Annotated in this window: 24 protein-coding genes; 14 read left to right on the forward strand and 10 right to left on the reverse strand. The window is 45.6% G+C overall.

Translation table 11 applies throughout. The features are described from left to right. Nucleotides 1-265: 265 nt before the first annotated feature. From BBH88_RS03335 to BBH88_RS03350, 4 genes are all read right to left on the reverse strand, one after another. On the reverse strand, nucleotides 266-1744 hold the full coding sequence (locus BBH88_RS03335; protein WP_065537290.1) for a phytoene desaturase family protein: 1479 nt from the start codon (nucleotides 1742-1744) through the stop codon (nucleotides 266-268). Nucleotides 1745-2041: 297 nt separating this feature from the next. Then, a complete protein-coding gene (locus BBH88_RS03340) occupies nucleotides 2042-2368 on the reverse strand; it encodes a four-helix bundle copper-binding protein (RefSeq protein ID WP_065537289.1) in 327 nt (108 codons plus the stop codon). Between the two features lie 99 nt (nucleotides 2369-2467). Further along, the gene (locus tag BBH88_RS03345) at nucleotides 2468-2722 is read right to left on the reverse strand and encodes an SHOCT domain-containing protein (RefSeq protein WP_065537288.1); all 255 of its coding nucleotides are present in this window, start codon (nucleotides 2720-2722) and stop codon (nucleotides 2468-2470) included. 31 nt (nucleotides 2723-2753) lie between these two features. After that, nucleotides 2754-3011 (reverse strand): SHOCT domain-containing protein, encoded by a 258-nt coding sequence (locus BBH88_RS03350; protein WP_006828608.1) that lies wholly within the window; start codon nucleotides 3009-3011, stop codon nucleotides 2754-2756. Between the two features lie 172 nt (nucleotides 3012-3183). Between BBH88_RS03350 and BBH88_RS03355 the strand changes: the two genes are divergently transcribed. The 3 genes from BBH88_RS03355 to BBH88_RS03365 all read left to right on the forward strand — a co-directional run bounded on the left by BBH88_RS03355 (nucleotide 3184) and on the right by BBH88_RS03365 (nucleotide 5779). After that, the gene (locus BBH88_RS03355; RefSeq protein ID WP_065537287.1) at nucleotides 3184-3723 is read left to right on the forward strand and encodes a GNAT family N-acetyltransferase; all 540 of its coding nucleotides are present in this window, start codon (nucleotides 3184-3186) and stop codon (nucleotides 3721-3723) included. A 311-nt stretch (nucleotides 3724-4034) separates the two neighbouring features. Next, on the forward strand, nucleotides 4035-4760 hold the full coding sequence (locus BBH88_RS03360; RefSeq protein ID WP_065537286.1) for an ABC transporter ATP-binding protein: 726 nt from the start codon (nucleotides 4035-4037) through the stop codon (nucleotides 4758-4760). Beyond that, nucleotides 4757-5779, forward strand: coding sequence for an ABC transporter permease (locus BBH88_RS03365; protein ID WP_065537285.1), 1023 nt, complete (start codon nucleotides 4757-4759; stop codon nucleotides 5777-5779). Before BBH88_RS03360 ends, BBH88_RS03365 begins: the two co-directional genes overlap by 4 nt. A gap of 72 nt (nucleotides 5780-5851) precedes the next feature. Here the strand turns inward: BBH88_RS03365 and BBH88_RS03370 are convergent, their stop codons facing one another. Next, nucleotides 5852-6094, reverse strand: a complete 243-nt coding sequence (locus BBH88_RS03370; protein WP_006828604.1) for a hypothetical protein — start codon at nucleotides 6092-6094, stop codon at nucleotides 5852-5854. A gap of 102 nt (nucleotides 6095-6196) precedes the next feature. Here BBH88_RS03370 and BBH88_RS03375 point away from each other — a divergent pair, with 102 nt between their 5' ends. Further along, complete coding sequence (locus BBH88_RS03375) at nucleotides 6197-6481, forward strand: DUF5316 domain-containing protein (RefSeq protein ID WP_006828603.1); 285 nt, start codon at nucleotides 6197-6199, stop codon at nucleotides 6479-6481. 18 nt (nucleotides 6482-6499) lie between these two features. Then, complete coding sequence (locus BBH88_RS03380; RefSeq protein ID WP_040851858.1) at nucleotides 6500-7252, forward strand: class I SAM-dependent methyltransferase; 753 nt, start codon at nucleotides 6500-6502, stop codon at nucleotides 7250-7252. 187 nt (nucleotides 7253-7439) lie between these two features. Here BBH88_RS03380 and BBH88_RS03385 read toward each other — a convergent pair whose 3' ends face one another. Both BBH88_RS03385 and BBH88_RS03390 read right to left on the reverse strand, forming a co-directional pair. After that, entirely contained in the window at nucleotides 7440-7796 is a 357-nt protein-coding gene (locus BBH88_RS03385) for a DUF1801 domain-containing protein (RefSeq protein ID WP_006828601.1), read from the reverse strand. Between the two features lie 13 nt (nucleotides 7797-7809). Further along, on the reverse strand, nucleotides 7810-8328 hold the full coding sequence (locus BBH88_RS03390) for a helix-turn-helix domain-containing protein (protein WP_006828600.1): 519 nt from the start codon (nucleotides 8326-8328) through the stop codon (nucleotides 7810-7812). 162 nt (nucleotides 8329-8490) lie between these two features. Between BBH88_RS03390 and BBH88_RS03395 the strand changes: the two genes are divergently transcribed. The 3 genes from BBH88_RS03395 (at nucleotide 8491) to BBH88_RS03405 (ending at nucleotide 11523) form a co-directional block, all read left to right on the forward strand. Beyond that, the gene (locus tag BBH88_RS03395) at nucleotides 8491-9807 is read left to right on the forward strand and encodes an MFS transporter (RefSeq protein WP_006828599.1); all 1317 of its coding nucleotides are present in this window, start codon (nucleotides 8491-8493) and stop codon (nucleotides 9805-9807) included. Nucleotides 9808-9831: 24 nt separating this feature from the next. Further along, a complete protein-coding gene (locus tag BBH88_RS03400; RefSeq protein ID WP_006828598.1) occupies nucleotides 9832-10815 on the forward strand; it encodes an ornithine cyclodeaminase family protein in 984 nt (327 codons plus the stop codon). Between the two features lie 201 nt (nucleotides 10816-11016). Beyond that, nucleotides 11017-11523: an alpha/beta fold hydrolase gene (locus tag BBH88_RS03405; RefSeq protein WP_083387738.1), complete on the forward strand. Its 507-nt coding sequence runs from the start codon at nucleotides 11017-11019 to the stop codon at nucleotides 11521-11523. A 284-nt stretch (nucleotides 11524-11807) separates the two neighbouring features. On the opposite strand, the gene BBH88_RS03410 is transcribed toward BBH88_RS03405, so the two are convergent. After that, complete coding sequence (locus tag BBH88_RS03410) at nucleotides 11808-12368, reverse strand: maltose acetyltransferase domain-containing protein (protein WP_006828596.1); 561 nt, start codon at nucleotides 12366-12368, stop codon at nucleotides 11808-11810. A 115-nt stretch (nucleotides 12369-12483) separates the two neighbouring features. On the opposite strand from BBH88_RS03410, the gene BBH88_RS03415 reads away from it, so the two are divergent. Then, a complete protein-coding gene (locus BBH88_RS03415; protein ID WP_065537284.1) occupies nucleotides 12484-13125 on the forward strand; it encodes an alpha/beta fold hydrolase in 642 nt (213 codons plus the stop codon). 177 nt (nucleotides 13126-13302) lie between these two features. Then, nucleotides 13303-14175: an ROK family protein gene (locus BBH88_RS03420; protein WP_065537283.1), complete on the forward strand. Its 873-nt coding sequence runs from the start codon at nucleotides 13303-13305 to the stop codon at nucleotides 14173-14175. Nucleotides 14176-14388: 213 nt separating this feature from the next. Here BBH88_RS03420 and BBH88_RS03425 read toward each other — a convergent pair whose 3' ends face one another. Together BBH88_RS03425 and BBH88_RS03430 are read right to left on the reverse strand one after the other, a co-directional pair. Then, complete coding sequence (locus tag BBH88_RS03425; RefSeq protein ID WP_006828593.1) at nucleotides 14389-15486, reverse strand: ABC transporter ATP-binding protein; 1098 nt, start codon at nucleotides 15484-15486, stop codon at nucleotides 14389-14391. A 106-nt stretch (nucleotides 15487-15592) separates the two neighbouring features. Beyond that, nucleotides 15593-16483, reverse strand: coding sequence for a PucR family transcriptional regulator (locus BBH88_RS03430; protein WP_006828592.1), 891 nt, complete (start codon nucleotides 16481-16483; stop codon nucleotides 15593-15595). A 171-nt stretch (nucleotides 16484-16654) separates the two neighbouring features. On the opposite strand from BBH88_RS03430, the gene BBH88_RS03435 reads away from it, so the two are divergent. From BBH88_RS03435 to BBH88_RS03450, 4 genes are all read left to right on the forward strand, one after another. Continuing rightward, a complete protein-coding gene (locus BBH88_RS03435) occupies nucleotides 16655-17230 on the forward strand; it encodes an MEDS domain-containing protein (RefSeq protein WP_006828591.1) in 576 nt (191 codons plus the stop codon). A 243-nt stretch (nucleotides 17231-17473) separates the two neighbouring features. Next, nucleotides 17474-19066, forward strand: coding sequence for a glycoside hydrolase family 13 protein (locus tag BBH88_RS03440; protein WP_006828590.1), 1593 nt, complete (start codon nucleotides 17474-17476; stop codon nucleotides 19064-19066). Nucleotides 19067-19096: 30 nt separating this feature from the next. Beyond that, complete coding sequence (locus BBH88_RS03445; protein WP_006828589.1) at nucleotides 19097-19969, forward strand: ROK family protein; 873 nt, start codon at nucleotides 19097-19099, stop codon at nucleotides 19967-19969. Between the two features lie 247 nt (nucleotides 19970-20216). Beyond that, nucleotides 20217-21521, forward strand: coding sequence for an ABC transporter substrate-binding protein (locus tag BBH88_RS03450; protein ID WP_006828588.1), 1305 nt, complete (start codon nucleotides 20217-20219; stop codon nucleotides 21519-21521). Nucleotides 21522-22241: the final 720 nt, after the last annotated feature.

A 22241-nucleotide genomic window follows, 5' to 3' on the forward strand; every position in this document is an offset into this window, starting at 1 on the left:
CAGAATTTTTCTGCAGCGGTTTTTGTGCATATCGACGTTATTCTCTCGTGCTTTGGGGGCTCGGTATGGAGTTTGCGCTGGGAATTTGCACATTTTTTTGAATGGTCATCATTCGGGCTAAACGACTGCAAACTAGCAGTATCAATCGAAAAGTGCGGTCAGAGTCCATTCAACCACATGGCAATTTGCTGAATCTAGCGTAATTTCGCTGGAGCGCGAATATCAGATACGGGTTGCATATATTCTAATTTGGAAACCCCAAAATCTAAACCAATTTTTTGCCCGATACCGACCGTGCGGCATGAATTCCACTTGCTGCCGCTCCGATAGTCCCCCCTCCTGGGAAGATGTGATCGCCGCAAACGTAAAGATTCGGCAAGCCGGAACGATGCGAAATCGAGTTGAACAAAGCAGCATCCAAGGTTTGAGGGAAGCCTCCAACCAAACCATTCGGCCTTCCTGCAAAACGCTCCCAGGCTTTCGGGGCTCCGCTTTCCATATGGACGATCGCCTCGCGGAATTCCGGGATAAGCCTTTGAATGGCTTGGAGCATGCACTCTGTTAAAACTGTCCGTTGCTTCTCGTATTTTTCTTGGCTGTCCCATTCTTGTAAGCGCGAATGCGTGGAGATCGTCACAGTCTGAAAGCCTTCAGGAGCCCGCAACTCGTCGCCGGGAACAGACGAAGACATGAAGAAATGACCGCCTTCAGCAAGGTTCACACCTGTTGAAATTTGGCGGAACGGCGGCAACGGTTCTTTTAGCTTGGTTAAATCAACAGCCAAATACAAAGTCAGCGTCGTCCAGGTTTCTCCGGCAATGCCATCGCGCAAAGAAACCTTTAGTTTGGATACCAGCTCCGGCGCCAAAATCTTCGGCAATTGCTGGATTGGCACATTGAGGATAACATCCGTTGCTTCATAGGCATTTCCGCGATGGTCGGTCGCTACCCATAGCTCGCCTTGCCGTTCCAGCTTTTCCAAGGTACGCCGTTTTTTCAGTACGCCACCGTTTTCTCTCAAGCTGTCGCCCATCAATTCAGAAAAACGATACAAGCCGCCGGGAACGTAATAGGCCCCTTCATGGTAAATATCAAGAGCCACCGCAGCTAATAAATACGCCACATCTTCGCTGCCGGTCTGCATGCTGTCGATTAACAAGCCATCCAGCATGTGACGGAATTCTTTTAATGTATCGAGGCCATGCTTTTTTAGTCGCTGATCCAAGGTTTGGTTAAAGAAAGGCAGGAGCTTGAAGTGTTTTGGGCGTATGGATTTTGTGAGGAACGTCCATTCTTTTGCCGTCGCTGGAGGCAGGGCAGGGAGTGGGTCCATCAAGGTCCGGACAATGGCCGCGGTTTGATGGATTTCTTTGTAGAACGAGCGGATCTGTTTGCTGTGTTGTGGGAAATGTGCCGTGATGCCGTCGACGTGACGGGCGCGGTCTTTGTGGAACACAAACGTTGCTTCTGGATGAACCATCTCCATGACGCGTTCAAGCGGTTCGATGGCCATTGGTTTGCCGAGGTGACGGAAAACACGGTCATGAATACCACCTGGTTCAAGGCCCATACCGAGCGTTGCACCAGCCGGGAATAAATACTTATTACGCTTGAATTTACTGGCGCAACCGCCGAGTTCGGAGGAGGCTTCTAGCAGTGTTACTGGCCATCCATCTTTTGCCAACAGCGAACCCGCTGTCAATCCGCCGATGCCGGCGCCTATTACCAATACGGTTCGTGCCATTCGAATCCACCCCTTTGGTTTGCTTAAGAATATTTAATCTTAGTTTGTTATTTTGTGCAGCTGCTACACGGCTGTTTCCGCTTTTCTAATTGTCTAGACTCCAACAGCCAGATTCTAGGGTCATAAGTCAACCCAACTGCGCGGCAAAGAGCGCCACTTTGTTGGTCTGTCTTATGCCCGTCGAATCTACACGGCTGTTTCCGCTTTTCTTTCATTATGAGGAAAACTTATCGATCCTGCCAACACAAAAGCCCGGCTGCAGGGAATTTCCCAGCAGTCGGGCTTTTGACAAAAAAATTATGCTACGTTTCGGCAAGCTTCTGCGCATTTTGCACAAGCTTCAGCACATTTCTGGCAGTGGTCATGGTCGTGTTTTGAACATTCTGCGGCGCACGCTTCACAAATCGTTGCACAAGCTTGTGCTAGTTCAGCTACAAAAGGCGAGTTGCGGGTAACCGCGTGTTCCAGATATGCACAGATGTCCGCACATTCTCGGTCGAGGCGAATGCATTGTGCCATCATTCTGACGTCGTCTTCTTGCAAACACGCGTCAAAACAATGGTTGCACGCCGCTGCGCAATCGTGCAAGGTTTTAATCAGTTCTGCATGTTGTTCATGTGCCATCAAAAAAACCTCCAGTTTCAGATTTTGTTGTTTCTCCCTCTGGATTCCCTTTAAGTTGTCAATTAAACAGAAATTGAAAAACTCCACAAAAACTGCACATCAGTTTTCCGTTGAGCCTTTTAAGTCGCGTAACTGCTCATCATATTCTTCTTTGCTGATTTCTCCGCTAACGTAGCTTTGTCGCAATAATTCAACTGCTTTATTCGCTTCACTCGGCTCAGTGCTGGCTGATTGACTGCGTGCTTTAATCAGCGTGAACCATAGGACCGTACCCATCGCAGCCAATAAAACGATAATCCCCACAGCGATGGTTACGCCAAGTGCCTGATTGCCCGGTGTAAAAAATTCTCCCATTATCTTCAACTTCCTTTCTTTATCTAAATTTTTATCTCTTTGCGGATCGTTTCTCCAAGCTTTTCATGCGTTTCAGAAACTCTTCCTCGCTTATTTCGCCATTGGCATACTGTTCCTTCAGCAGCTTCGATTGTTTATTTTGCGGAGGCAGAATGTCGCGGGGCATCCCTTTTCGGCTGGAGTAGATCACCAATCCAATAAACGCAATTACCAGAAATACCAAGAACAGCAACATCCAAAGGTATAGTGGAATCCCCAGGTTCATGGAATTCACATCGACAGCTTCCATGCTTTTCGCGCTCCTCTCCGGAATAAATCTACGCATCTGTTATACCTTTCATTTTACACTTTTCAGACAACGAGTATGAAAGTTTTTGGAAATCAATAAAGCAATAATTTATTAATGGGAAATTATGATATTTATGCTACGATATGTCTACAGAGAAAAAGGAGGCAATTTCATGTTCGTACATAAAATTGATGAAGACCTATCGCTCAAGATTCAGGAAATGCGCGATGCGGAACGAATTTTTGAGTTGACCGACACATCGCGGGATTATTTGAAAGAATGGCTGCCATGGCTGGATTTCACAAAAGAATTGCAAGACACAAAAGACTTTATTAAAGCAGGCAGTAGCAATTTTGTCGAAGGTAAAAGCCTTGGCGCAGTTATCCTCTACAAAGGCGAAATTGTCGGAATTGGCGGCTTCAATAACATCAACCATGCGAACAAGACGGCTTATATCGGCTATTGGCTTGGTCAGGAATACCAGGGCAAAGGGATCATGACCCGCGTTGCCAAAGCCTTAACCGATTACGCCTTAACCGATCTCAAACTCAACAAAGTTGAAATCCGCGCAGCAGTCGAGAACCACAAAAGCCGTAGCATCCCCGAACGCCTCGGCTACACCGAAGAAGGCACCATCCGCCAAGCCGAATGGCTGCATGATCATTACGTCGATCACATAGTTTACGGCATGTTGGCAGAGGAATGGTGTTAAAGAAAAGCGAAAATGGCCGTACCGCTCCGACAGGCATAAGACGCTCTGGCGAAGCGGTATATTTTCAGCCGCACAGCCAGAGTGGCTTACATCCCGAAGAGCTAGGCACTGCAACTGGACACCAGAGTGGCTTATGACCTTAGAATTTGGCTGCCGAAACTTAGACACAAAGAAAAACCAAAGTACCAGAAAAAATAAACGCATCCTTAATAAAAATTAAGCAAAGCAGTAGACCCGCTGCTTTGCTTTTTTTGAAATGAGCGTAGAATACAAAGTAACAAAAGGCTTTTATTTGATTGGAGGGAATGCACATGAACACTAGCATCTCCATCAACAATCTCAACAAAAACTATGGGAAAACGGCCGTGCTCGATCGAGTCAATCTGCAAATTGCAGGTGGCGAAATTTTTGGGTTGATTGGTCCATCAGGGTCGGGGAAAACCACTTTAGTGAAGATGATCGTGGGCATTGATTCGCCGAGTGCCGGTACTGTGGATGTGCTCGGTAAACGATTACCGAATCTGACGTTGCTCCAGGATATTGGCTACATGGCGCAATCGGATGCGCTGTATCCGGAATTGACCGGTAAGGAAAACTTGAGATTTTTCGCTTCACTGTACAACATGAAAAAGTCGAAGCTAAAGGAACGAATCGCTTATGCGGCAGATTTGGTCCAGCTGACCGGTGAGCTGGGCAAGAAAGTCTCTGCTTATTCAGGTGGCATGAAACGGCGCTTGTCGTTGGCAATCGCTTTAGTTCATGATCCGCACATCCTGATTCTCGATGAACCGACCGTCGGCATCGATCCGGAACTTCGGCTGTCGATTTGGAGTGAATTGATGCTCTTGAAAAGGGAACATGGCAAGACTATCATCGTGACCACGCATGTTATGGACGAAGCGGAAAAATGCGACCGCATTGCTATGGTCCGTGAAGGTGGCATTCTGGCAGCCGGGACGCCAGGCGAATTAAAGGCGACATATGGAGCGACTGACTTGGAAGGTGTCTTTTTGCAGGCGGGGAGGGATGCACGATGAGAATTATGGCATTAATCCAACGCATCATGCTGCAGTTGCTTCGTGATAAACGTACGATGGCGCTGCTGTTTTTTGCACCGTTGATTGTGCTGACCCTGATGTATTTCTTTTTCAACGGCGACAACGATAACCCGCAGCTCGGGGTTGTCGGAGCAAGCGATCCGCTCATCGCTGCCTTGGGAAATGCATCGATTGACGTGGTTTCCTATGACGAAGCTGACAATCAAATCATCATTGCGGATAAACTGGATGGTTTGCTGGAAATCGATGAAGTCGGATTTCAGCTAACATTGGAAAATGATGACCCAAGCACTTCACGGGCGTTGTTGATGCAAGTCACACAAGTGTCTGCTATGCAAGCTGGAGCGGGTGCGCCCGCAAGCATTGATGCCGAATATATTTACGGGGATGCAGAAACAGAATTCTTTGATGTTCTTGGACCGATATTGGTCGGCTTTTTCGTCTTCTTTTTCGTGTTCTTGATTTCTGGAATTGGTTTATTGAAAGAACGGGTGTCGGGAACATTGGAGCGGTTGCTTGCGACGCCAATCCGGCGATGGGAAATCGTTTTGGCCTACCTGACTGGCTTTGGTATTTTCGCTATCATCCAGACGATCATCGTTGTGTTCTACTCAATTCAAGTATTAGATATGGTCATGATTGGCCAAGTATGGCACGTTATTATTATCAACCTGCTGCTGGCTTTGGTGGCGTTATCACTTGGCATTCTCTTGTCGACTTTCGCGTCTTCTGAATTTCAGATGGTTCAGTTTATCTCGATTGTTGTGATTCCACAAATCTTTTTTGCTGGGATCATTCCACTTGAAGGCATGGCTGATTGGCTGCAAAATCTTAGCCGCATTATGCCCTTGTATTACGCAGCCGACGCCCTGAAAGCCATTATGTACAGAGGGGAAGGCTTAGTGGATGTGTCGAATAACTTGCTGGCACTCACTGCTTTTGCAGCGGTTTTCATCTTCTTGAACGTCTTCGCCTTGAAGCGTTACCGGAAATTATGAAATTAGAGAAAGCTGTACGCGATTGCGAACAGCTTTTGGTATATGTTAATTTAGGTTCTTAAAAGTTTGGGCTTAAACCAGCCTGCTTAATGAGATCAGCAGTGTCAGGTAGCGAAACTCAGTTCGTAGAGGAGAACTGCTTTCTTTTGCGGTTTCTTGGGAGGATAAATGGAATGTGGCATCCAGCGTACGTGTAGCCGTGTAAAGAGACGAAAAGTTCATATAGAAGCTTCCAGTTGTCGTGTAGAAATCTCGAACTGTCATGTACAAATTCCAACCCATCACCCAGAAAGCCAAATCTTCCACATCGAACACAAAAATCACTCCTCCCGGCTACCTCTAAGGCGTGACATTTGATAATATTAATATGCAGGGAAATTTTAGCTACTCACAGTACCTAAAGGAGAGAACAATAGTATGAAATATTTTTTGATTGGAACAATAATCGCCTTGATCGGCGTGCTGGTTGCTTATTTAACAACTGATTGGTCACTGGTCTCTATCATTAGCGGACTTACTGCTGGCATCGCATTGATTTGGGGCGTGTTGGCTTTGGGAACAGGCAAGAACAAGTCGACAAGAACAACAAGTTCAGAAAAACGTCGAGAAAAACAACAGCGTGTAACAAAAATGAAAAACGCAGTCATGATCGCTGTGCCGAATATCATTGCGGTCATCGTTAACTTGACGATGATTTCATAAATCAGATGGGGTGAGGAATTGTTAGGGTACTACAGCAGGTTGTCATCGGAAGTCTATAATCTCGATAAGCCGATCGGCAGTTCATTTGGGGACATCGAATATTACTCGGAGCGGCTGGCTTCGTGCAAAGGACGAATCCTGGAGCCGGCAACGGGAACAGGGCGTTTGCTGGTGCCACTCCTGGAACAAGGGTTTCAAGTGGACGGCTTTGACGTATCTGAGGAAATGCTCCAAGTGTGCCATTCCAATTGTGAAAAATGGGGGTTCGCACCAAAGTTATTTCATGCAAAAATGGAGTCGTTCTCGATCGATGCAAAGTACGCTGCAATTATCATTCCGACGGGGACATTCCTATTGCTCCACGAACGCGAAAAATCGCTTCAGGCTTTGCAGAATTTCTATAGCCATCTAGAAACAGGAGGCCGCTTGATTGTCGATTTGCATGTACCATCCGATATCGAACTCGAGAAAACCTCGACTCGAACTTGGCAGGCTGCTAATGGCGACACGCTGACCGTGGAAAGCAAGAAAATCGAAGTTGACTGGATTCGACAATATTTCGTTTCGCAGGGCCGCTATGAACGCTGGCGCGAAGGCCGGCTGGTCGAAGCGGAACTTGAGCGCTATCCGATGCGTTGGTATGGTGTCGACGAATTCAAGACCATCCTCGAAGGTGTCGGGTTCAGCGACATCACCATTTCAACAGGCTATCAATATGGTGAATACCCGAAAAATGCAGACTCCATCATTACCTTTGAAGCAATGAAATAAAAAAAACAAGGCGGATTGCGCCTCGTTTTTTTTATGTTTAAGAAAGGTGATTTTTGCGCTTTTCTGATTGTCTAGCGCAAGCGCCCAGATTCTAGGGTCATAAGTCAACCCAGCTGCGTGGCAAAGAGCGCCACACTGCTGGTCTGTCTTATGCCCGTCGAATCTACACGGGCGCTTGCGCTTTTCGTTATCTTCTATTTAACTCCACTGCATCCCAAATCAGCAGCTTGAGTTCATCGGCATGGATTTCGTCTGTCCGGTTCAGCCGCACATGGCGCATTTTTTTGCCGTCACCCTCCAGCAAGTTGGACTCGTCGCGAAGTTCAGCGCCTCGGTAGAAGCCGAAGTTGACGTGGCTTTTGGCCGTCTCCATATAACAAACAAGACCTTCTTTGGCATAGCTTGGCTTGGACCATTTAAAGCCTTCGTCCATTTCCGGATAGGCTTCAAACACCAATGTGCGCAGTTGCGCTGCAATTTCCTGTGTCGGACTTTCTAGCCCTTCGATAAATTCATCTACTTGCGGATCTTTGATTGGATGCATAGACGGACTCTCCTTAATTCGTTTTGGATGATACTAGTAAAAACCGTACATCTTGTTGGGTTAAGTTGAACCAATAATGTTTTTTACGTGCATCGAACAGAGTTGACTGCTGTGGGGCGAGCTCGGTGCGTTCGCCATCTACTTCGACCGTCAACACGCCGTCGACTACGAATAAAAATTCATAGCCGCTATGGGCGAATGGATTGCCTTCCGAATCGCCTGGCTTCATGGTCACTAGCATCGGTACGAAAGTAGCTTCTTTCACACCATGTGACAAATCCTGATAAAAAAATCGTTCAAGACGCGTAGCCCAACCGGCGTTTTCGGTTTCATTTGCGAAAAAAAGACTAGGATCGACATTCAAGGCATCTGCTATTTTTCGCAGGGATTCCAGCGTCACGCTGGATTTTCCGCGCTCGACTTGTGATAGGAAACTGATGGAGACGTTGGTTTGCTCCGCTAGCTCTTTCAAGGTCATGTTTCGCTCTTTGCGAAGGCTTTTTAATGTAACTCCAATTGTTCCATGTGACATGCAGAAACCCCACTTTACTAAATGTTCTGCACTCATCATAACTTACATAGAGGAGAAAATAAAATTTCCGCAATACATTGACAGAATATTGTTAACTAATTAGACTGTTGAAAAGGGAAAATTAAAGTGTCACTTCAATTTATTCGCAAGGGGGAAAATAGAATGGATAAAAAACAAACACGCAAAGTTTTAACGGCAAGTCTCGTGGGAAGCTCAATTGAGTGGTTTGATTATTTTCTCTATGGCACAATGGCAGCATTAGTCTTTAACCAATTATTTTTTGTCAATGAAGATCCGACCGTTGGACTGATGCTCGCTTATGCATCGTTTGCGTTATCATTCTTTATTCGTCCATTCGGCGGTATTATCTTCAGCCATATCGGTGACCGCATCGGTCGTAAAAAGACATTGGTCATTACCTTAAGTTTAATGGGCTTTGCGACGTTCGCTATGGGTTTATTGCCGACCTATCAGGCAATCGGAATCGCCGCACCGATCTTGTTGATTACGCTTCGCTTGATCCAAGGTCTTGGCATTGGCGGAGAATGGGGAGGGGCATTGCTGCTCGCCACTGAATATGCACCACCTGAAAGACGTGGATTTTTCGGCAGTATCCCACAGATGGGCGTCACTATCGGAATGATGATGGGAACGTTGGCGCTGTATGTCATGACGTTATTGCCAGAAGCGGCTTTTCTGAGTTGGGGCTGGCGCGTGCCGTTTATCCTGAGTGCGTTCTTGGTGATTTTCGGTCTATGGATTCGTAAAGGGATCGATGAAACCCCAGAATTTAAAGCCGTGCAAGCATCCGGTGACATTCCCAAATTACCGATTGTGGAAACATTAAAATACCACTGGCGTGAGGTGTTGATTGCCATTGGCGCAAAAGTGGTCGAAACGGCACCATTTTACATTTTCGGAACGTTCGTTGTATCTTACGCAACAACAAACCTTGAATTTTCAAGAACGGCTACACTAGCGGCTGTTATGATCGCGACTATTATAACGACAATTTTGATACCGATTATGGGTTCGTTGTCCGACCGAGTTGGTCGCAAAAAGATGTATGTTACAGGAGCGGTAGCGATGGGCTTGTTCGCTTTTCCATACTTCTGGATGTTGCAGCAAGGTTCTGTGGTTTTATTGATCGCTGCGACTATCATTGGCCTTGGTGTTATCTGGGCGCCAATCACAGCGGTTCTCGGCACGATGTTCTCAGAAATCTTTGACGCCAAAGTGCGTTATACTGGAGTCACATTGGGTTATCAAATCGGTGCTGCATTAGCGGGTGGAACTGCGCCATTGGTCGCCACGTTCCTGCTGGCGACATTCGATAACTCTTACGTTCCGGTAGCGCTGTATATCGTCTTGACAGCTGTCATTTCGCTGCTGTCCATTTGGGCAGTAAAAGATTTGAGCGGCAAGCAAGCTCAACCGAAAACGAAACCAACATTCGCAACAAAAGAAAGCCGCGTTTGAGCGCATATTTTTAGGAGGATATTCATGCTTCTCATCAACGAACAGCAGATTCAGCAACAATATCATATGAAGGACGCCATCCGTGACGTCACGGAAGTACTCCGAGCAAAAGAGCAGGGCCAGATCAATAGCCCGCATCGCACCGTCTTTGATTTCCCGGAACGGCAGGCCTCATCACTTTATATGCCGAGCGCTGATATGGTCAATAAAATTTCAGGCGTCAAAATCGTCACCATCTTCCCAGAAAATCCAGCACACGGTAAGCCGACCACGCAAGGCGTCATTCTTTTATCCGACGGCAATAATGGGGAACATGTCGCGATGATGACCGCTTCTTATTTAACCCGGTTACGCACGGGTGCACTTAGCGGCATTGCTACAGATTTATTGGCGCGCAAAGAAAGTCGAGTGCTGACGGTCATCGGTACAGGCGGGATGGCGTTCGAGCAAGTGCTCGGCATATTAGCTGTTCGGACGATTGAAAAAATTATTTTGGTCAATCGGACACCTGAAAAAGCAGAGCGCTTCGGCGAGAGCTTGTTGGCGTTTGGCATCGAGATTCCGTATACGGTCGAAACCATCGTCTCGTCAGCTGTTCAGCAAGCAGACATCATCTGCTGTGCGACGCGTTCGAATGAGCCCGTGTTCAATGGAGAAGATCTGAAACCCGGCACACATATTAACGGTGTTGGTTCCTATTTACCGAGCATGCGTGAAATGGACCAAACGACTATCTTGCGTGCGGATAAAATTGTGGCTGACGATATAGCCGGTGTCAAAGACGAAGCAGGCGAATTGATCCAAAGTGTTGAAAGTGGTGCATGGTCATTCGATCAGCTACATGCCGAACTCGGCCAATTGATCGTCGGAGGTGCTGCAGCGCGCGAATCAGAATCTGAAATCACATTTTTCAAATGTGTTGGCGCCGCCTATTTTGATTTGGCAGTTGGTAAAGGTGTCTACAGTAAAGTGAAGGCAAGCGGAGCGGGCATGACAGTGGAATTGTAGGCATAAGGTTAAGCAGCATCCCACAAGCGGCAGTTGGCGCTTATGGGATTTTTTGTGTTGCGTGTAGGCTAAACAAAACGTTGATCTTGCGGCACAAATAAGTAGGTTGAATATAGCCCTGTCAAAAAGGAAAAGCGTTTACAAGTAACAGTGAATAAAAATACAATATTTTTTGTGTAATGGTGAAAAGGAGGAGAAGCAATGAGATGGATTAGAGGCAGTGTCAAAGGCTACAAGGATTTAGCCATTGCATACCATTATATTCAAAATGATAAAAAACTTAAAACTCTGGCAATCTTTCTTCCGGGTGCTGGCTACCATACAACATCTCCTTTGTTTCATTTCACAGAAGAGGTGTATTTAAACCGCGGCTATGATGTGTTGCGGGTGGATTACCGGTATGTAGATGAGAAATATGATGAGTTTACAAATGAAGAGTTGTACAGAGCGGTGAAAGTGGATACAGCTGCTGTTTTGGATAAATTCTTTTCAAATCATTTATACGAGGAGGTTTATATAGTTGGAAAATCACTCGGGACAATCGCAATGAGCGTGGAATTAAAAAAGCAACGTTTTGAAAAAGCCAAAGCGATTTGGCTGACGCCGCTGATCAATCAGCAGGACATGTTGGAGGCAATGATTCAGAATCCTCATCAAGCATTTTGTTTTATTGGTAATCAGGATCGTTATTATTCGAAAGAAGACTAGAGCAGGCTGTCAGCCAATCCGAACCTGGTGTCGAACCTGTATTCTGGGTTGAACCACAGTTTGGAGTACGGAGATAAACCCATCAATTCTATTGAGATTTTGCAAAACATTATCACAGACATTTCAAATTTTTAACAATGCGAGTTGAACTAAAAAACTAACTTTCTCCCGCCACTTCGGCATAAGCCCGCCGGAAAGCGGAGTTGTTTTGCGGAATATCTAAAATTTGAAGATACATATGTTCAACTTACACAACAAAGCAACACGCCAGAGCGTATTGCTAGTTATTCTTCAATATGACGGATGATCTTTGCTGGATTGCCACCGACTACGGAATTGGCGGACACGTTTTTGGTAACGACGGCACCGGCCGCGATGATGGCATTGTCGCCGATTGTGATGCCGGGGTTAATGATGGCGCGGCCGCCAATCCAGACATTGTCGCCAATTGTGATAGGCTTGCCGAATTCTTTGCCGGAATTCCGGGCAGTGGGTTCAAGCGGATGAGTCGCCGTGTAAATGTGGACACCCGGTGCAATCATACAATTGTCACCGATCCGTATTTCGCAAATATCCAGAAAAACACAGTCAAAATTAGCATAAAAGTTTTCCCCGACATGCATATTGAATCCGTAGTCACAGCGGATTGTCGGTTCGACGTGGATAATTTCACCGGTCGTGCCGAATAATTTTTTCAGGAGATCTGCGCGATCCTGACCATCCATTTCGGTTGTTTCATTGAATAGACGGCTAAGACGGCGAGCATTCATACGGTTTTGGCGTAGCTCAGCATCCTGCGGGTCGTACATTTCCCCAGCCAACATCTTTTCTTTTTCCGTTTTCATCTGTCAACCTCCCTCAAAGAATAATGGTAAATCGATTGTATCATAACCAATTTAGAAAATATTTAGTAAACTGATGGAATATTCTTTATAATAGAGAGAGATAGGAGTGGTAATTATGAAAGCAATCAACAACAAAGTCACGGGGTACAAGGGAATTGAAGTTCCCTATACAGTGATGCTGACAGAAGACTATACAAAAAAATTGGCCATCTTTTTGCCCGGTGCCGGCTATACGACAAAAAGTCCGCTGTTTCATTTCGCAGAAGAAATTTTCTTAGACAAAAGCTACGATGTTCTGCGGGTTAATTATCAATACACAGACAAGGCCTACGATGAATTCACCATGGAAGAATTGGACGAGGCGATTGTTCACGACGTGCGTTTAGTGATTAGTGAAGTGCTCAAAGGAAGAAACTATCAGGATTTTTACCTGGTCGGCAAATCTCTCGGTACGATTGCCATGGGAGCTGAAATGGAGCGTTCTGAATTCAACGAAGCCAAAGCCGTATGGGTCACGCCGCTATTGAATCGAGAACGAGTGCTGAACACAATGGTCAACACTAAAAATGCTGCACAATGCTATATCGGCGATAAAGATCGCTATTATTCACCAGGTGCATTTGAATTGCTGAAGGCAAATCCTAACTTGGAGTTGACACTATTGCCAGACATCAACCACCGATTGGATAGCGCAACCGATCCACTCAAATCCATCGATGCCTTGAAGCAGATCATCGCTGGAATCAAAAATTTTTGATGTAGAGCTGCCCTTTTGGGTGGCCTTTTTTGATAGAAGTGTTTTCGATACAATCAAGAGAAAAATGAGCAGACGCTTCATTTAATTCTTAAAGGAGGCAAGAACTCCATTGCAATTGATATACTGATGTCAAAGACAAATTTTGCCCAAATCAGACGATAACCATAAGGAGGCGCCATGGAAAAAGTATTAGGAGTTGATATCGGAGGTACAGAAATCCGCTTTGGCATCATCAACACAAACGGACAAATTTTATACGAAGAAAAAATTCTGGCGCGCGATCCGCTTTATCCATATCTCGAAGAGAATGTGTTGCGTATTTTAGCAGCTCAACAAGAAGTTCGGGCAATTGGCGTCGGAACCCATGGCTTTGTTGATCCTGAGAGAGGAAAAGTAATTTATTCTCCAAGAATATTATCTGGCTGGAGCAACACACCTGTAAAAGAATGGCTCGAAAAAGCGACAGGCAAACATGTTGAAGTCGAAAATGATGCAAACGTCGTAGCCCTTGCCGAAGCAAATTTTGGTGCAGCACAAAGACTAAATCGCGTGGTGGTGTTAACACTCGGAACTGGTCTTGGTGGTGGCGTGTTGTGGGATGGCAAATTATTAAGTGGCGGTCCAAACGGGGGAGCCGCAGAGTTTGGCCATATGACCCTGTATCCAAATGGTGTGAAATGTATTTGCGGACGTTTAGGGTGCAGCGGAATGTATGTCTCGGGAACTGCGTTGCAACGCCGGATCAAAGAAGCGGGACTGTCAATTACACCACCTGAGCTTTTTGGAAACGCCAGTATGGACCCACATGCAAAGAAAATTGTTGAAGAATTCACCACAGACTTGGCGCTTGTCATCAGCAACTTACAAGCCATATTCGACATGGAAATGCTGATCATCGGCGGTGGTGTTTCAGAAGCTGCTGACTTGTGGATGGATTCGCTCCAACAAAAGCTCGAAACGGTTTTATTAAATCCCTTAGAAGTTGAAGTAGCGCGTTTCAAAAACGATGCTGGAATTTTGGGTGCTGCGTTGTTGGTGCTTGAAGAGTGATTAAATAACTAGAATGAGGGTGTGGATAGACCGCTCTTGTTCTAGTTGTTTTGTTGGTATATAAGGCATGGCTAAAGATTCTACATGGAGTCTAAATACTCTTACATGAACAAAAATTCTTCTACAAGGATTGTCCCTCACAACCTAACAAACAAAAAAAAGCCACCGAAAACCCTCGGTGGCAAACATTTATCCTTCTGAAGAAACAATCACTCAACGAATGCGCAGCTCGGATTCGCTATCGAAGAAATGTGCTTTATTCATATCGAAGGCCATATCGATTGTAGAGTCTGCTTCGACATTAAATCGCGAATCGACGCGCGCTACGAAATCCTGATCATCGATTTTGGAATAGAGGATGATTTCCGCGCCCATTAATTCTGCAACATCGATGTATGCTTTGAGTTTCGTATTCGGTGAATGCTCAAGGAAAAGCGGCTCATCATGGATATCTTCAGGGCGGATGCCTAGGACAAAATCTTTCGTTTCATAGCCCTGTTCTTTGAGCATCTTCAATTTGCCTTCAGGGATAAGGACCTGGTTGTCACCCATAACAAAATGGTTGCCGACCAATTTGCCGCGCAGGAAGTTCATAGACGGCGAGCCGATAAATCCGCCAACGAAAATGTTTTCAGGTAAATCGTATACTTCTTTTGGTGTACCGACTTGATGGATAAATCCGTCTTTCATAACGACCAAGCGAGTAGCCATGGTCATAGCTTCCGTCTGATCATGCGTTACATAGACAGTCGTTGTCTGCAAGCGGCGATGCAATTTTTGAATTTCTGCACGCATCTGCACACGCAGTTTTGCATCTAGATTCGATAAAGGTTCATCCATCAGGAATACTTTTGCGTCACGGACAATTGCGCGTCCTAAAGCGACACGCTGACGCTGCCCGCCTGATAACGCTTTTGGTTTGCGGTTCAAATAGTCGTCCAGCCCGAGGATTTTTGAAGCATTGGCTACGCGGGCTTTGATATCTTCTTTCTTCATCTTGCGTAATTTCAAACTAAAAGCCATATTTTCATAAACGGTCATATGCGGATACAGCGCGTAGTTTTGAAAGACCATTGCAATGTCGCGGTCTTTTGGTGAGACGTCGTTGACTCTTCTGTCACCGATAAACAAATCACCTTCTGTAATGTCTTCCAATCCAGCGATCATGCGGAGTGTTGTTGATTTCCCACAGCCTGAAGGGCCGACCAACACCAAAAACTCTTTATCGCGGATTTCAAGGTTGAAGTCTTGTACAGACACCACGCCTTTTTCATATTCTTTTTTAATATTTACTAAAGATAAGCCAGTCATTTGTTTTCCCCCAATAATGTAATGTCATGGGTAACAGCATAACCGAAAGACAGTTTTAAGAGAATGTCAAAACTGCCTAAAAATGAAAGCGCTTTTTTGTGCACATTTACTTTTGGATCAATATCGCCAAATAGACAGCCATAGCATGATGGAAATTGCGGACATCGATGCCAGTATTTTCATGGAAGCGATCGAGCCGGTATTGCAGGCTGTTACGGTGCATATGCAGTGCTTTTGACGTCTCAGAGATATTTAAGTTATTGCCAACAAAAGTTTTGAGCATTTTCACTGTTTCTTCATCGTCCTGATAGACTTGCAAAATGGTCTGTCTGATATCACTGAGCAATGGCTCCTGAGCTTGGCCGATTAACAGATAGGGAACAGCATCTACATACCTAGTGACTGCTTTATTGGAATGAAGGACCATCGCCTTCGCGGCAGTGGTCACTGAGCGGTAATGAGCAGCCGTATCGATCAGGCTGTCCCGAAAAGGGCCGACAAAAAAACGGATTTTAACATACAGGTCGCTCATTAATATGTCAATGATCTCCTCATAGGAGATGGGACCGTCTTCCTTTGCCAAGTATTCGACAAGAATGCCCTCGTGGTCGTTTTCCCACAGTATGGGAACTTGTTGGGCGGAGAAATCATCAACTGCATGCTTGAAAGAAACTGGACTGATCTGCTTTTCCTGAATCGAGAAATGGACAAAGCGGTAGAGGGAATCCGATTGGAGTTCGTTGATATCAGCTTGTTCGGCAGGATTTACCGCAGCCAGCCATTTCTTTTCTTCAGCTGTGTTGACCGGGAACTTCGGGTTATAAGGAGTGAGAAATGCCGACAACAGCGTCAAGTCTTTCTGAGCAAGTTCCATTTCGTGGATGCCGACAATAAGACCGTCTGCTGAAGAAAACCATTTGTAATCCGGATCGGCAGCTGGAGTACCTTGAGCGTGAACTTGTAGTGAAGGATAAATTTTACTCAATTGGCTGATCATTGAATACCTCTTTTCAATAAAGTTTATAGTGATTTCAACCTGTTGGTTTGCTTATTGCAGGTCTGGTTGCTACTCTAATTTCTTCATTATAACAGCAAAACGATCTCTAAATTGGGGACGAACGTTCCCTTTTATGGTAGGGTGATACCAACTTAGTAAAGGGGTGATGAATTGAACAAAAACATGCTCCGGTTATTTGACGAAAGGCGCGATGTCCATGTGCTGTATTCTTACGAAAAAACCCAAAATTATATCGATCAAGTTGTAGCTTATGCCAAGCACGGTGTTGAAGCAGGGGATTACGTCATCCTAATTGAAAATCCCCGTTTGTCTCCAAAGATAGATGCTGAGTTGAAGATCCAGCTTACAAAGGCACAAATGGAATTTATCCATTTTGTAAAAAACTACGATTTTTATTATTCAAATGGCAGCTACCATCCGTCTGCAATCCAGGCGTATTTCGAAAAAACGGTCGGTCCTTATTTGGAGAGGCAAGCAACTTTTCGGTCATGGGCGCATGTGGAATGGGCGACATTGGAAGATCCTATCCACTTGGTAAAGGATTTTGATAAGCTCATCGACGTCGCAGTGAAGAAATTAGAGTTTCCATTGATTTGCGCATACGCCAGCAAATCGATGCCGGAAACCATTAAAAAAATGGTGCTCGAAACACATCCGTATATTCTGGTCGAAGACGACGTCATCGTTTCAGGTCTACATCCTGCAACAGAAGCTGAAAATCAATAGCCATCCACGCTCCTAGAAATCGGGACGTCTTCAATCACTGCCGGGAAACCACGGTGGTTTTTTTATTACATGGAATTTTCGTGAAGAATGAAGCTTCTCCGCCCAAAAAATCGACTAAAAAGGCAGAGGGATCCCACTAGAATTATAGGTGGAAAAAATAAATTCACATAAATTAGTTGGCAATTCAGCAAATTCATGTATGATGTTAGAATAATATTTACTTTAAAGAAAAGAGGGAGATTTATGGACGAATGGTGGAAAAAGTCGACCGTGTATCAAATTTATCCACGCAGCTTTATGGACTCGAATGGTGATGGCATCGGTGATATTCAAGGGATTATTCAGAAACTTGATTACTTGAACGGTCTAGGTGTTGACATTCTCTGGCTGTCGCCGGTCTACGATTCGCCGAATGATGACAACGGCTACGACATCCGTGATTATTATCAAATCATGACAGAGTTTGGAACAATGGCTGATTTTGATGAGCTGTTGTCGGAAGTCCATGATCGTGGCATGAAACTTGTCATGGATCTTGTCGTCAACCATACTTCCGACGAACACCAATGGTTCAAGAACCATCCAGACTTTTACATATGGCGCGACAAACCCACAAACTGGCGTTCATTCTTTAGTGGCTCTGTTTGGGAATACCAAAAAGAACGTGGTCAATATTTCTTGCACCTATTTTCAAAAAAACAGCCGGATTTGAATTGGGACAATCCGGAACTACGAAAGACGGTTTACGAAATGATGCGCTGGTGGCTCGATAAAGGCGTGGACGGTTTCCGCATGGACGTTATCAATATGATCTCAAAAGTATCGGACATGCACGATGCACCAGGCGGCGATGGCAGCCATCAATTTCTGAACGGACCGAACGTCCATAGATATCTAAAAGAGATGAACAAAGAGGTGCTGTCGAAATACGATATTGTCACGGTCGGCGAAACTCCAGGCACGACGCCGAAAGAGGCACGTGACTATACCGCTGTGAAAAATCAGGAACTGAACATGATCTTCACGTTTGAGCACATGGGGCTTGATCAGGCATCCGGTGAAAAATGGGATCTGAAGCCCTTGCTACTGACTGATTTGAAAAAGAATATGGAAAAATGGCAGCATGGCCTCCACGACGAAGGGTGGAATAGCCTGTATTGGAACAACCACGACCAGCCGCGTATTGTCTCACGCTTTGGCGAAGACACGGACTGGCGCGTTGAATCAGCGAAGATGCTCGCCACGTGCCTTCACTTCATGCAAGGCACGCCTTATATCTACCAAGGCGAAGAACTCGGAATGACCAATGTTCACTTTGACTCGATTGACGACTATAAAGACATCGAGACCTTGAATATGTACAAAGAAAAACGCCAAGCCGGTGTTCCGCACGATGACATCATGCAGCAAATTCAAGTCAAAAGCCGAGACAATGCGCGGACACCGATGCAATGGTCCGCTGAGCCGAACGGCGGCTTTACGACAGGGACGCCGTGGCTGAAAACCAACCCGAATTACAAGAAAATCAACGCATTGCAGCACACAGATCCGAATTCGGTTTACCAGTATTATAAAAAACTGATTGGATACCGCAAGAAAATGGATATTATCACACATGGCGATTTCGAATTGTTGTACCGCGAAGACGGCGAGATCTTTGCGTATACGCGCAAATGGAATGATGAGCAGCTGACCGTCTATTGCAATTTCTCGAAAAACATAAAATCGGCAGCCCGTCCGGAAGGCAAATTGCTAATCGGCAATTATACGGAAACGAATGCTGGAAATGATGTTCTGCTCAGACCATACGAAGCGATGGTCTATTATCAACAATAAGCAGAAATACGGACAATACTAGGAGGAGCTATGGCAAAAGTATTAGGAATCGACATTGGTGGCACCAAAATCCGCATGGGCGTTATTGACGGCGGCGGCCAGATTTTATACGAAGAACAAATTCCCACACAAATTCCGCTGTATCCCTATCTAGAAGAGAATATCTTGCGGGTGCTGGCTAAACGGCCGGAAATCAGCGCAATCGGCGTCGGTACGCATGGCTTCGTCGACCCGAAGCAAGGGAAAGTAATCTATGCGGCAGAGACTTTGCCAGGGTGGACCGATACACCTGTAAAAGCATGGCTGGAGAAAGCGACAGGAAAACGCGTCGAAGTAGAAAATGACGCAAACGCTGTGGCGCTTGCAGAAGCGAAGTTTGGTGCTGCGCGAGGGCTTGATCGTGTGGTTGTATTGACTCTCGGTACTGGCCTCGGCGGCGGGGTGCTGTGGGACGGAAAGCTCTTAAGCGGCGGTCCTCACGGGGGAGCGGCAGAGCTCGGCCATATGATCCTTTATCCGAATGGCGTAAAATGTGCGTGTGGTCGCTTGGGGTGCAGTGAAATGTATGTGTCTGGAACGGCGTTGCGCCGCCGGATCAGTGAAGCGGGACTCGCAATCACACCGCCTGAGCTTTTTGAAAATGCACGAACGGACCCGGCAGCTAAGCAAGTCGTGGAAGAATTCACCAGAGACCTGGCGTTTGTTATCAGTAGTCTGCAAGCGGCATTTGATATGGAAATGGTGATCATCGGCGGCGGAGTTTCAGAAGCAGCGGATCTATGGATGGAATCGCTCCAGCAGCAGCTCAAACCTGTGCTGCTGAATCCGTTGGATGTAGCAGTGGCGCGTTTTGAAAACGATGCAGGCATTTTAGGCGCGGCGTTGTTAGTGTTAGATGATTAAGTGGATAATTCTGATTATTTTAAAGCAGGAGCGGCAGAAATGTCGATCCTGTTTTTTTCTTTCAGTTTGAAAGTGATTCTGGATACAGAAAAAAATTTGACTTTTTTAAAATTTTATCTTGTGCAAACGTTTTCATGGTGGTATGATCAAAATAATTAATTATTGGAAACTTTATCGATGCTGTTTCCATTTTTTATTTACCAATTTGTGCAAACGATTTCACAACATTTTAAAGGGGGATTTTGGGATGAAGGAATTAAAGTTCAGCAAGGGGCTTGTGGCGTCATTGATGCTGTCAGCAGCAGTTTTGGCAGGATGTAATAGTGATGGAGAGGAAAATGCTTCAGGATCTGATGGGGAAGAAGTGACAGTTGATATTTTCCAATTTAAAGTGGAGTTCAAAGACCAGTTTGAAGATGTTGTAGCGCTTTACGAAGAAGAAAATCCGAACGTTAACATTGAAATTACGACTGTCGGTGGCGGAGAGGATTACGGCGCAGCACTTCGTTCACGTTTTGCATCTGGCAACGAGCCAGCGATCTTTAACATCGGTGGACCCCAAGATGTCGCGGATTGGAAAGATAACTTATCAGACTTAGCAGACACAGAAGCTGCTGGAGCAGCACTTGAAGGAACACTTGATGGCGTAACCGTCGAGTCTGAAGTACTGGGACTTCCTTATAACCAGGAAGGATACGGATTCATCTATAACACACGCTTATTCGAAGAAGCCGGAATCGATCCTGCATCGATCACTGATTTCGCAGCACTTGAGGAAGCTGTAAAAACATTGGATTCGCAAAAAGAGGAACTTGGACTGGAATCGGTCTTCGCTTTCCCAGGAAAAGAAGCGTGGGTTACAGGCCTTCATTTGTCGAACACATTCCTTGCTCCTGAATTCGACAACAACGTATTAACGGCATTCGACGCGAAAACGGTCGATTTCAAATATGCAGACGGTTTCAAGAAAATCGTTGATCTGCAGAACGAATATTCCAAACAGCCGACAGTAAGCCTTGACTACTCTCAACAAGTAGAAGAATTGTTCTCGCTGGAACGTGTTGCGATTATCCAGCAAGGAAACTGGGCTTACGGCTCAATCGCTGGTATTGATCCTGAACTTGCAGACAATGGTATCGGCATGATGCCAATTCCTGTTGAAGGAGTGGAAAATGCAGGATTGCCAGTTGGCGTACCAATGTACTGGGGCGTAAACAAAAAAGCTGATGAAGCTGTCGTTAAAGAATCGAAAGCGTTTTTAGATTGGCTCTACACATCTGATGCAGGCAAAACTGCTGTAGTGGAAGACTTCAAATTCATTCCCGCTTACGAAGGGTATGATACTTCGAAGATCACAGATCCTATGTCGAAAGCAATCTATGATGCATCCGAGTCAGGCAACACAATCGGTTGGGTCTTCATGGGCTATCCGACTGGATGGGGAGAAGACGAACTTGGATCTAATATCCAGAAGTACCTGAGCGAAGAAGCAAGCTGGGACGAAGTCATCGATTCAGCCAAAGAAGCTTGGGGAACAAACAGAGCTGAATAATAAAAACTCAAGCTAATTTTCATTATGAGCGTTTCAAACAAAGTAGCCTCTGTGCTACTTTGTTTTGTTACTAGGGTAAATTGGACATGATTTACTTTTATAAACCACTGCGGCCGATTTGGACATGGCTCCCACAATAAGCCGAGAAGAACATTCGTCTTATTGCTCCGCCTAGCCCCTGGACGCGCCGTCGCTAAGAAATTTGCTAGATATGTCGAGTCGATTATTTGTAATGAAAATTGTTCTGCAATGGATATTCCACAAACTAGCTTTGCTGAGGGGGACACAGAATGTGGGGCAGCTGCCAAGGGATTGCGCCGAACTAACTCTTTACCCCCGAGTCGATTTCTTTCCATGTCGCCGCAATGCTCCCTTAGGAGTTTTCGCTAGTTTGCTCCATATCCTGATGAGTTGTTAGAAGATACCTAAAAGAAAGAACGGAAGACGGCGAAGTGCAAAGATGTGCTCCTGCATCGCAAAGCCATTGCCCGAACTCTCTTCGTTCAATGACTTTCCTGCTGGAGCATTGAAGCGACACCCAGGAGACCCTGCAGGAGCTTGCGACGGGGAGGCTGGGGTGACACAACTGGCGCGAAGTCCTGTCGTGCCAGTTGCATGACCCACATCCTGTGGGCCCAAAGCGTCCGTCTGGAGCGATTTCTTCTTTTCTTCACTCCACTCATTAAAGTTTACCGAATGAAATATGAAAGGAATGGTGCC

The sequence above is a fragment of the Planococcus antarcticus DSM 14505 genome, assembly GCF_001687565.2.
In the GTDB taxonomy this organism is placed as follows: Bacteria; Bacillota; Bacilli; order Bacillales_A; family Planococcaceae; genus Planococcus; species Planococcus antarcticus.

What these genes read in the sequence shown, in the direction of transcription:
- BBH88_RS03365 (WP_065537285.1), top strand. Translation starts at nt 4,757, where the DNA reads ATGAGAATTATGGCATTAATCCAACGCATCATGCTGCAGTTGCTTCGT.
- BBH88_RS03445 (WP_006828589.1), top strand. Translation starts at nt 19,097, where the DNA reads ATGGCAAAAGTATTAGGAATCGACATTGGTGGCACCAAAATCCGCATG.
- BBH88_RS03450 (WP_006828588.1), top strand. Translation starts at nt 20,217, where the DNA reads ATGAAGGAATTAAAGTTCAGCAAGGGGCTTGTGGCGTCATTGATGCTG.
- BBH88_RS03335 (WP_065537290.1), bottom strand. Translation starts at nt 1,744, where the DNA reads ATGGCACGAACCGTATTGGTAATAGGCGCCGGCATCGGCGGATTGACA.
- BBH88_RS03415 (WP_065537284.1), top strand. Translation starts at nt 12,484, where the DNA reads ATGAAAGCAATCAACAACAAAGTCACGGGGTACAAGGGAATTGAAGTT.
- BBH88_RS03390 (WP_006828600.1), bottom strand. Translation starts at nt 8,328, where the DNA reads ATGTCACATGGAACAATTGGAGTTACATTAAAAAGCCTTCGCAAAGAG.
- BBH88_RS03350 (WP_006828608.1), bottom strand. Translation starts at nt 3,011, where the DNA reads ATGGAAGCTGTCGATGTGAATTCCATGAACCTGGGGATTCCACTATAC.
- BBH88_RS03410 (WP_006828596.1), bottom strand. Translation starts at nt 12,368, where the DNA reads ATGAAAACGGAAAAAGAAAAGATGTTGGCTGGGGAAATGTACGACCCG.
- BBH88_RS03385 (WP_006828601.1), bottom strand. Translation starts at nt 7,796, where the DNA reads ATGCATCCAATCAAAGATCCGCAAGTAGATGAATTTATCGAAGGGCTA.
- BBH88_RS03420 (WP_065537283.1), top strand. Translation starts at nt 13,303, where the DNA reads ATGGAAAAAGTATTAGGAGTTGATATCGGAGGTACAGAAATCCGCTTT.
- BBH88_RS03345 (WP_065537288.1), bottom strand. Translation starts at nt 2,722, where the DNA reads ATGGGAGAATTTTTTACACCGGGCAATCAGGCACTTGGCGTAACCATC.
- BBH88_RS03395 (WP_006828599.1), top strand. Translation starts at nt 8,491, where the DNA reads ATGGATAAAAAACAAACACGCAAAGTTTTAACGGCAAGTCTCGTGGGA.
- BBH88_RS03340 (WP_065537289.1), bottom strand. Translation starts at nt 2,368, where the DNA reads ATGGCACATGAACAACATGCAGAACTGATTAAAACCTTGCACGATTGC.
- BBH88_RS03425 (WP_006828593.1), bottom strand. Translation starts at nt 15,486, where the DNA reads ATGACTGGCTTATCTTTAGTAAATATTAAAAAAGAATATGAAAAAGGC.
- BBH88_RS03405 (WP_083387738.1), top strand. Translation starts at nt 11,017, where the DNA reads ATGAGATGGATTAGAGGCAGTGTCAAAGGCTACAAGGATTTAGCCATT.
- BBH88_RS03430 (WP_006828592.1), bottom strand. Translation starts at nt 16,483, where the DNA reads ATGATCAGCCAATTGAGTAAAATTTATCCTTCACTACAAGTTCACGCT.
- BBH88_RS03355 (WP_065537287.1), top strand. Translation starts at nt 3,184, where the DNA reads ATGTTCGTACATAAAATTGATGAAGACCTATCGCTCAAGATTCAGGAA.
- BBH88_RS03440 (WP_006828590.1), top strand. Translation starts at nt 17,474, where the DNA reads ATGGACGAATGGTGGAAAAAGTCGACCGTGTATCAAATTTATCCACGC.
- BBH88_RS03360 (WP_065537286.1), top strand. Translation starts at nt 4,035, where the DNA reads ATGAACACTAGCATCTCCATCAACAATCTCAACAAAAACTATGGGAAA.
- BBH88_RS03400 (WP_006828598.1), top strand. Translation starts at nt 9,832, where the DNA reads ATGCTTCTCATCAACGAACAGCAGATTCAGCAACAATATCATATGAAG.
- BBH88_RS03375 (WP_006828603.1), top strand. Translation starts at nt 6,197, where the DNA reads ATGAAATATTTTTTGATTGGAACAATAATCGCCTTGATCGGCGTGCTG.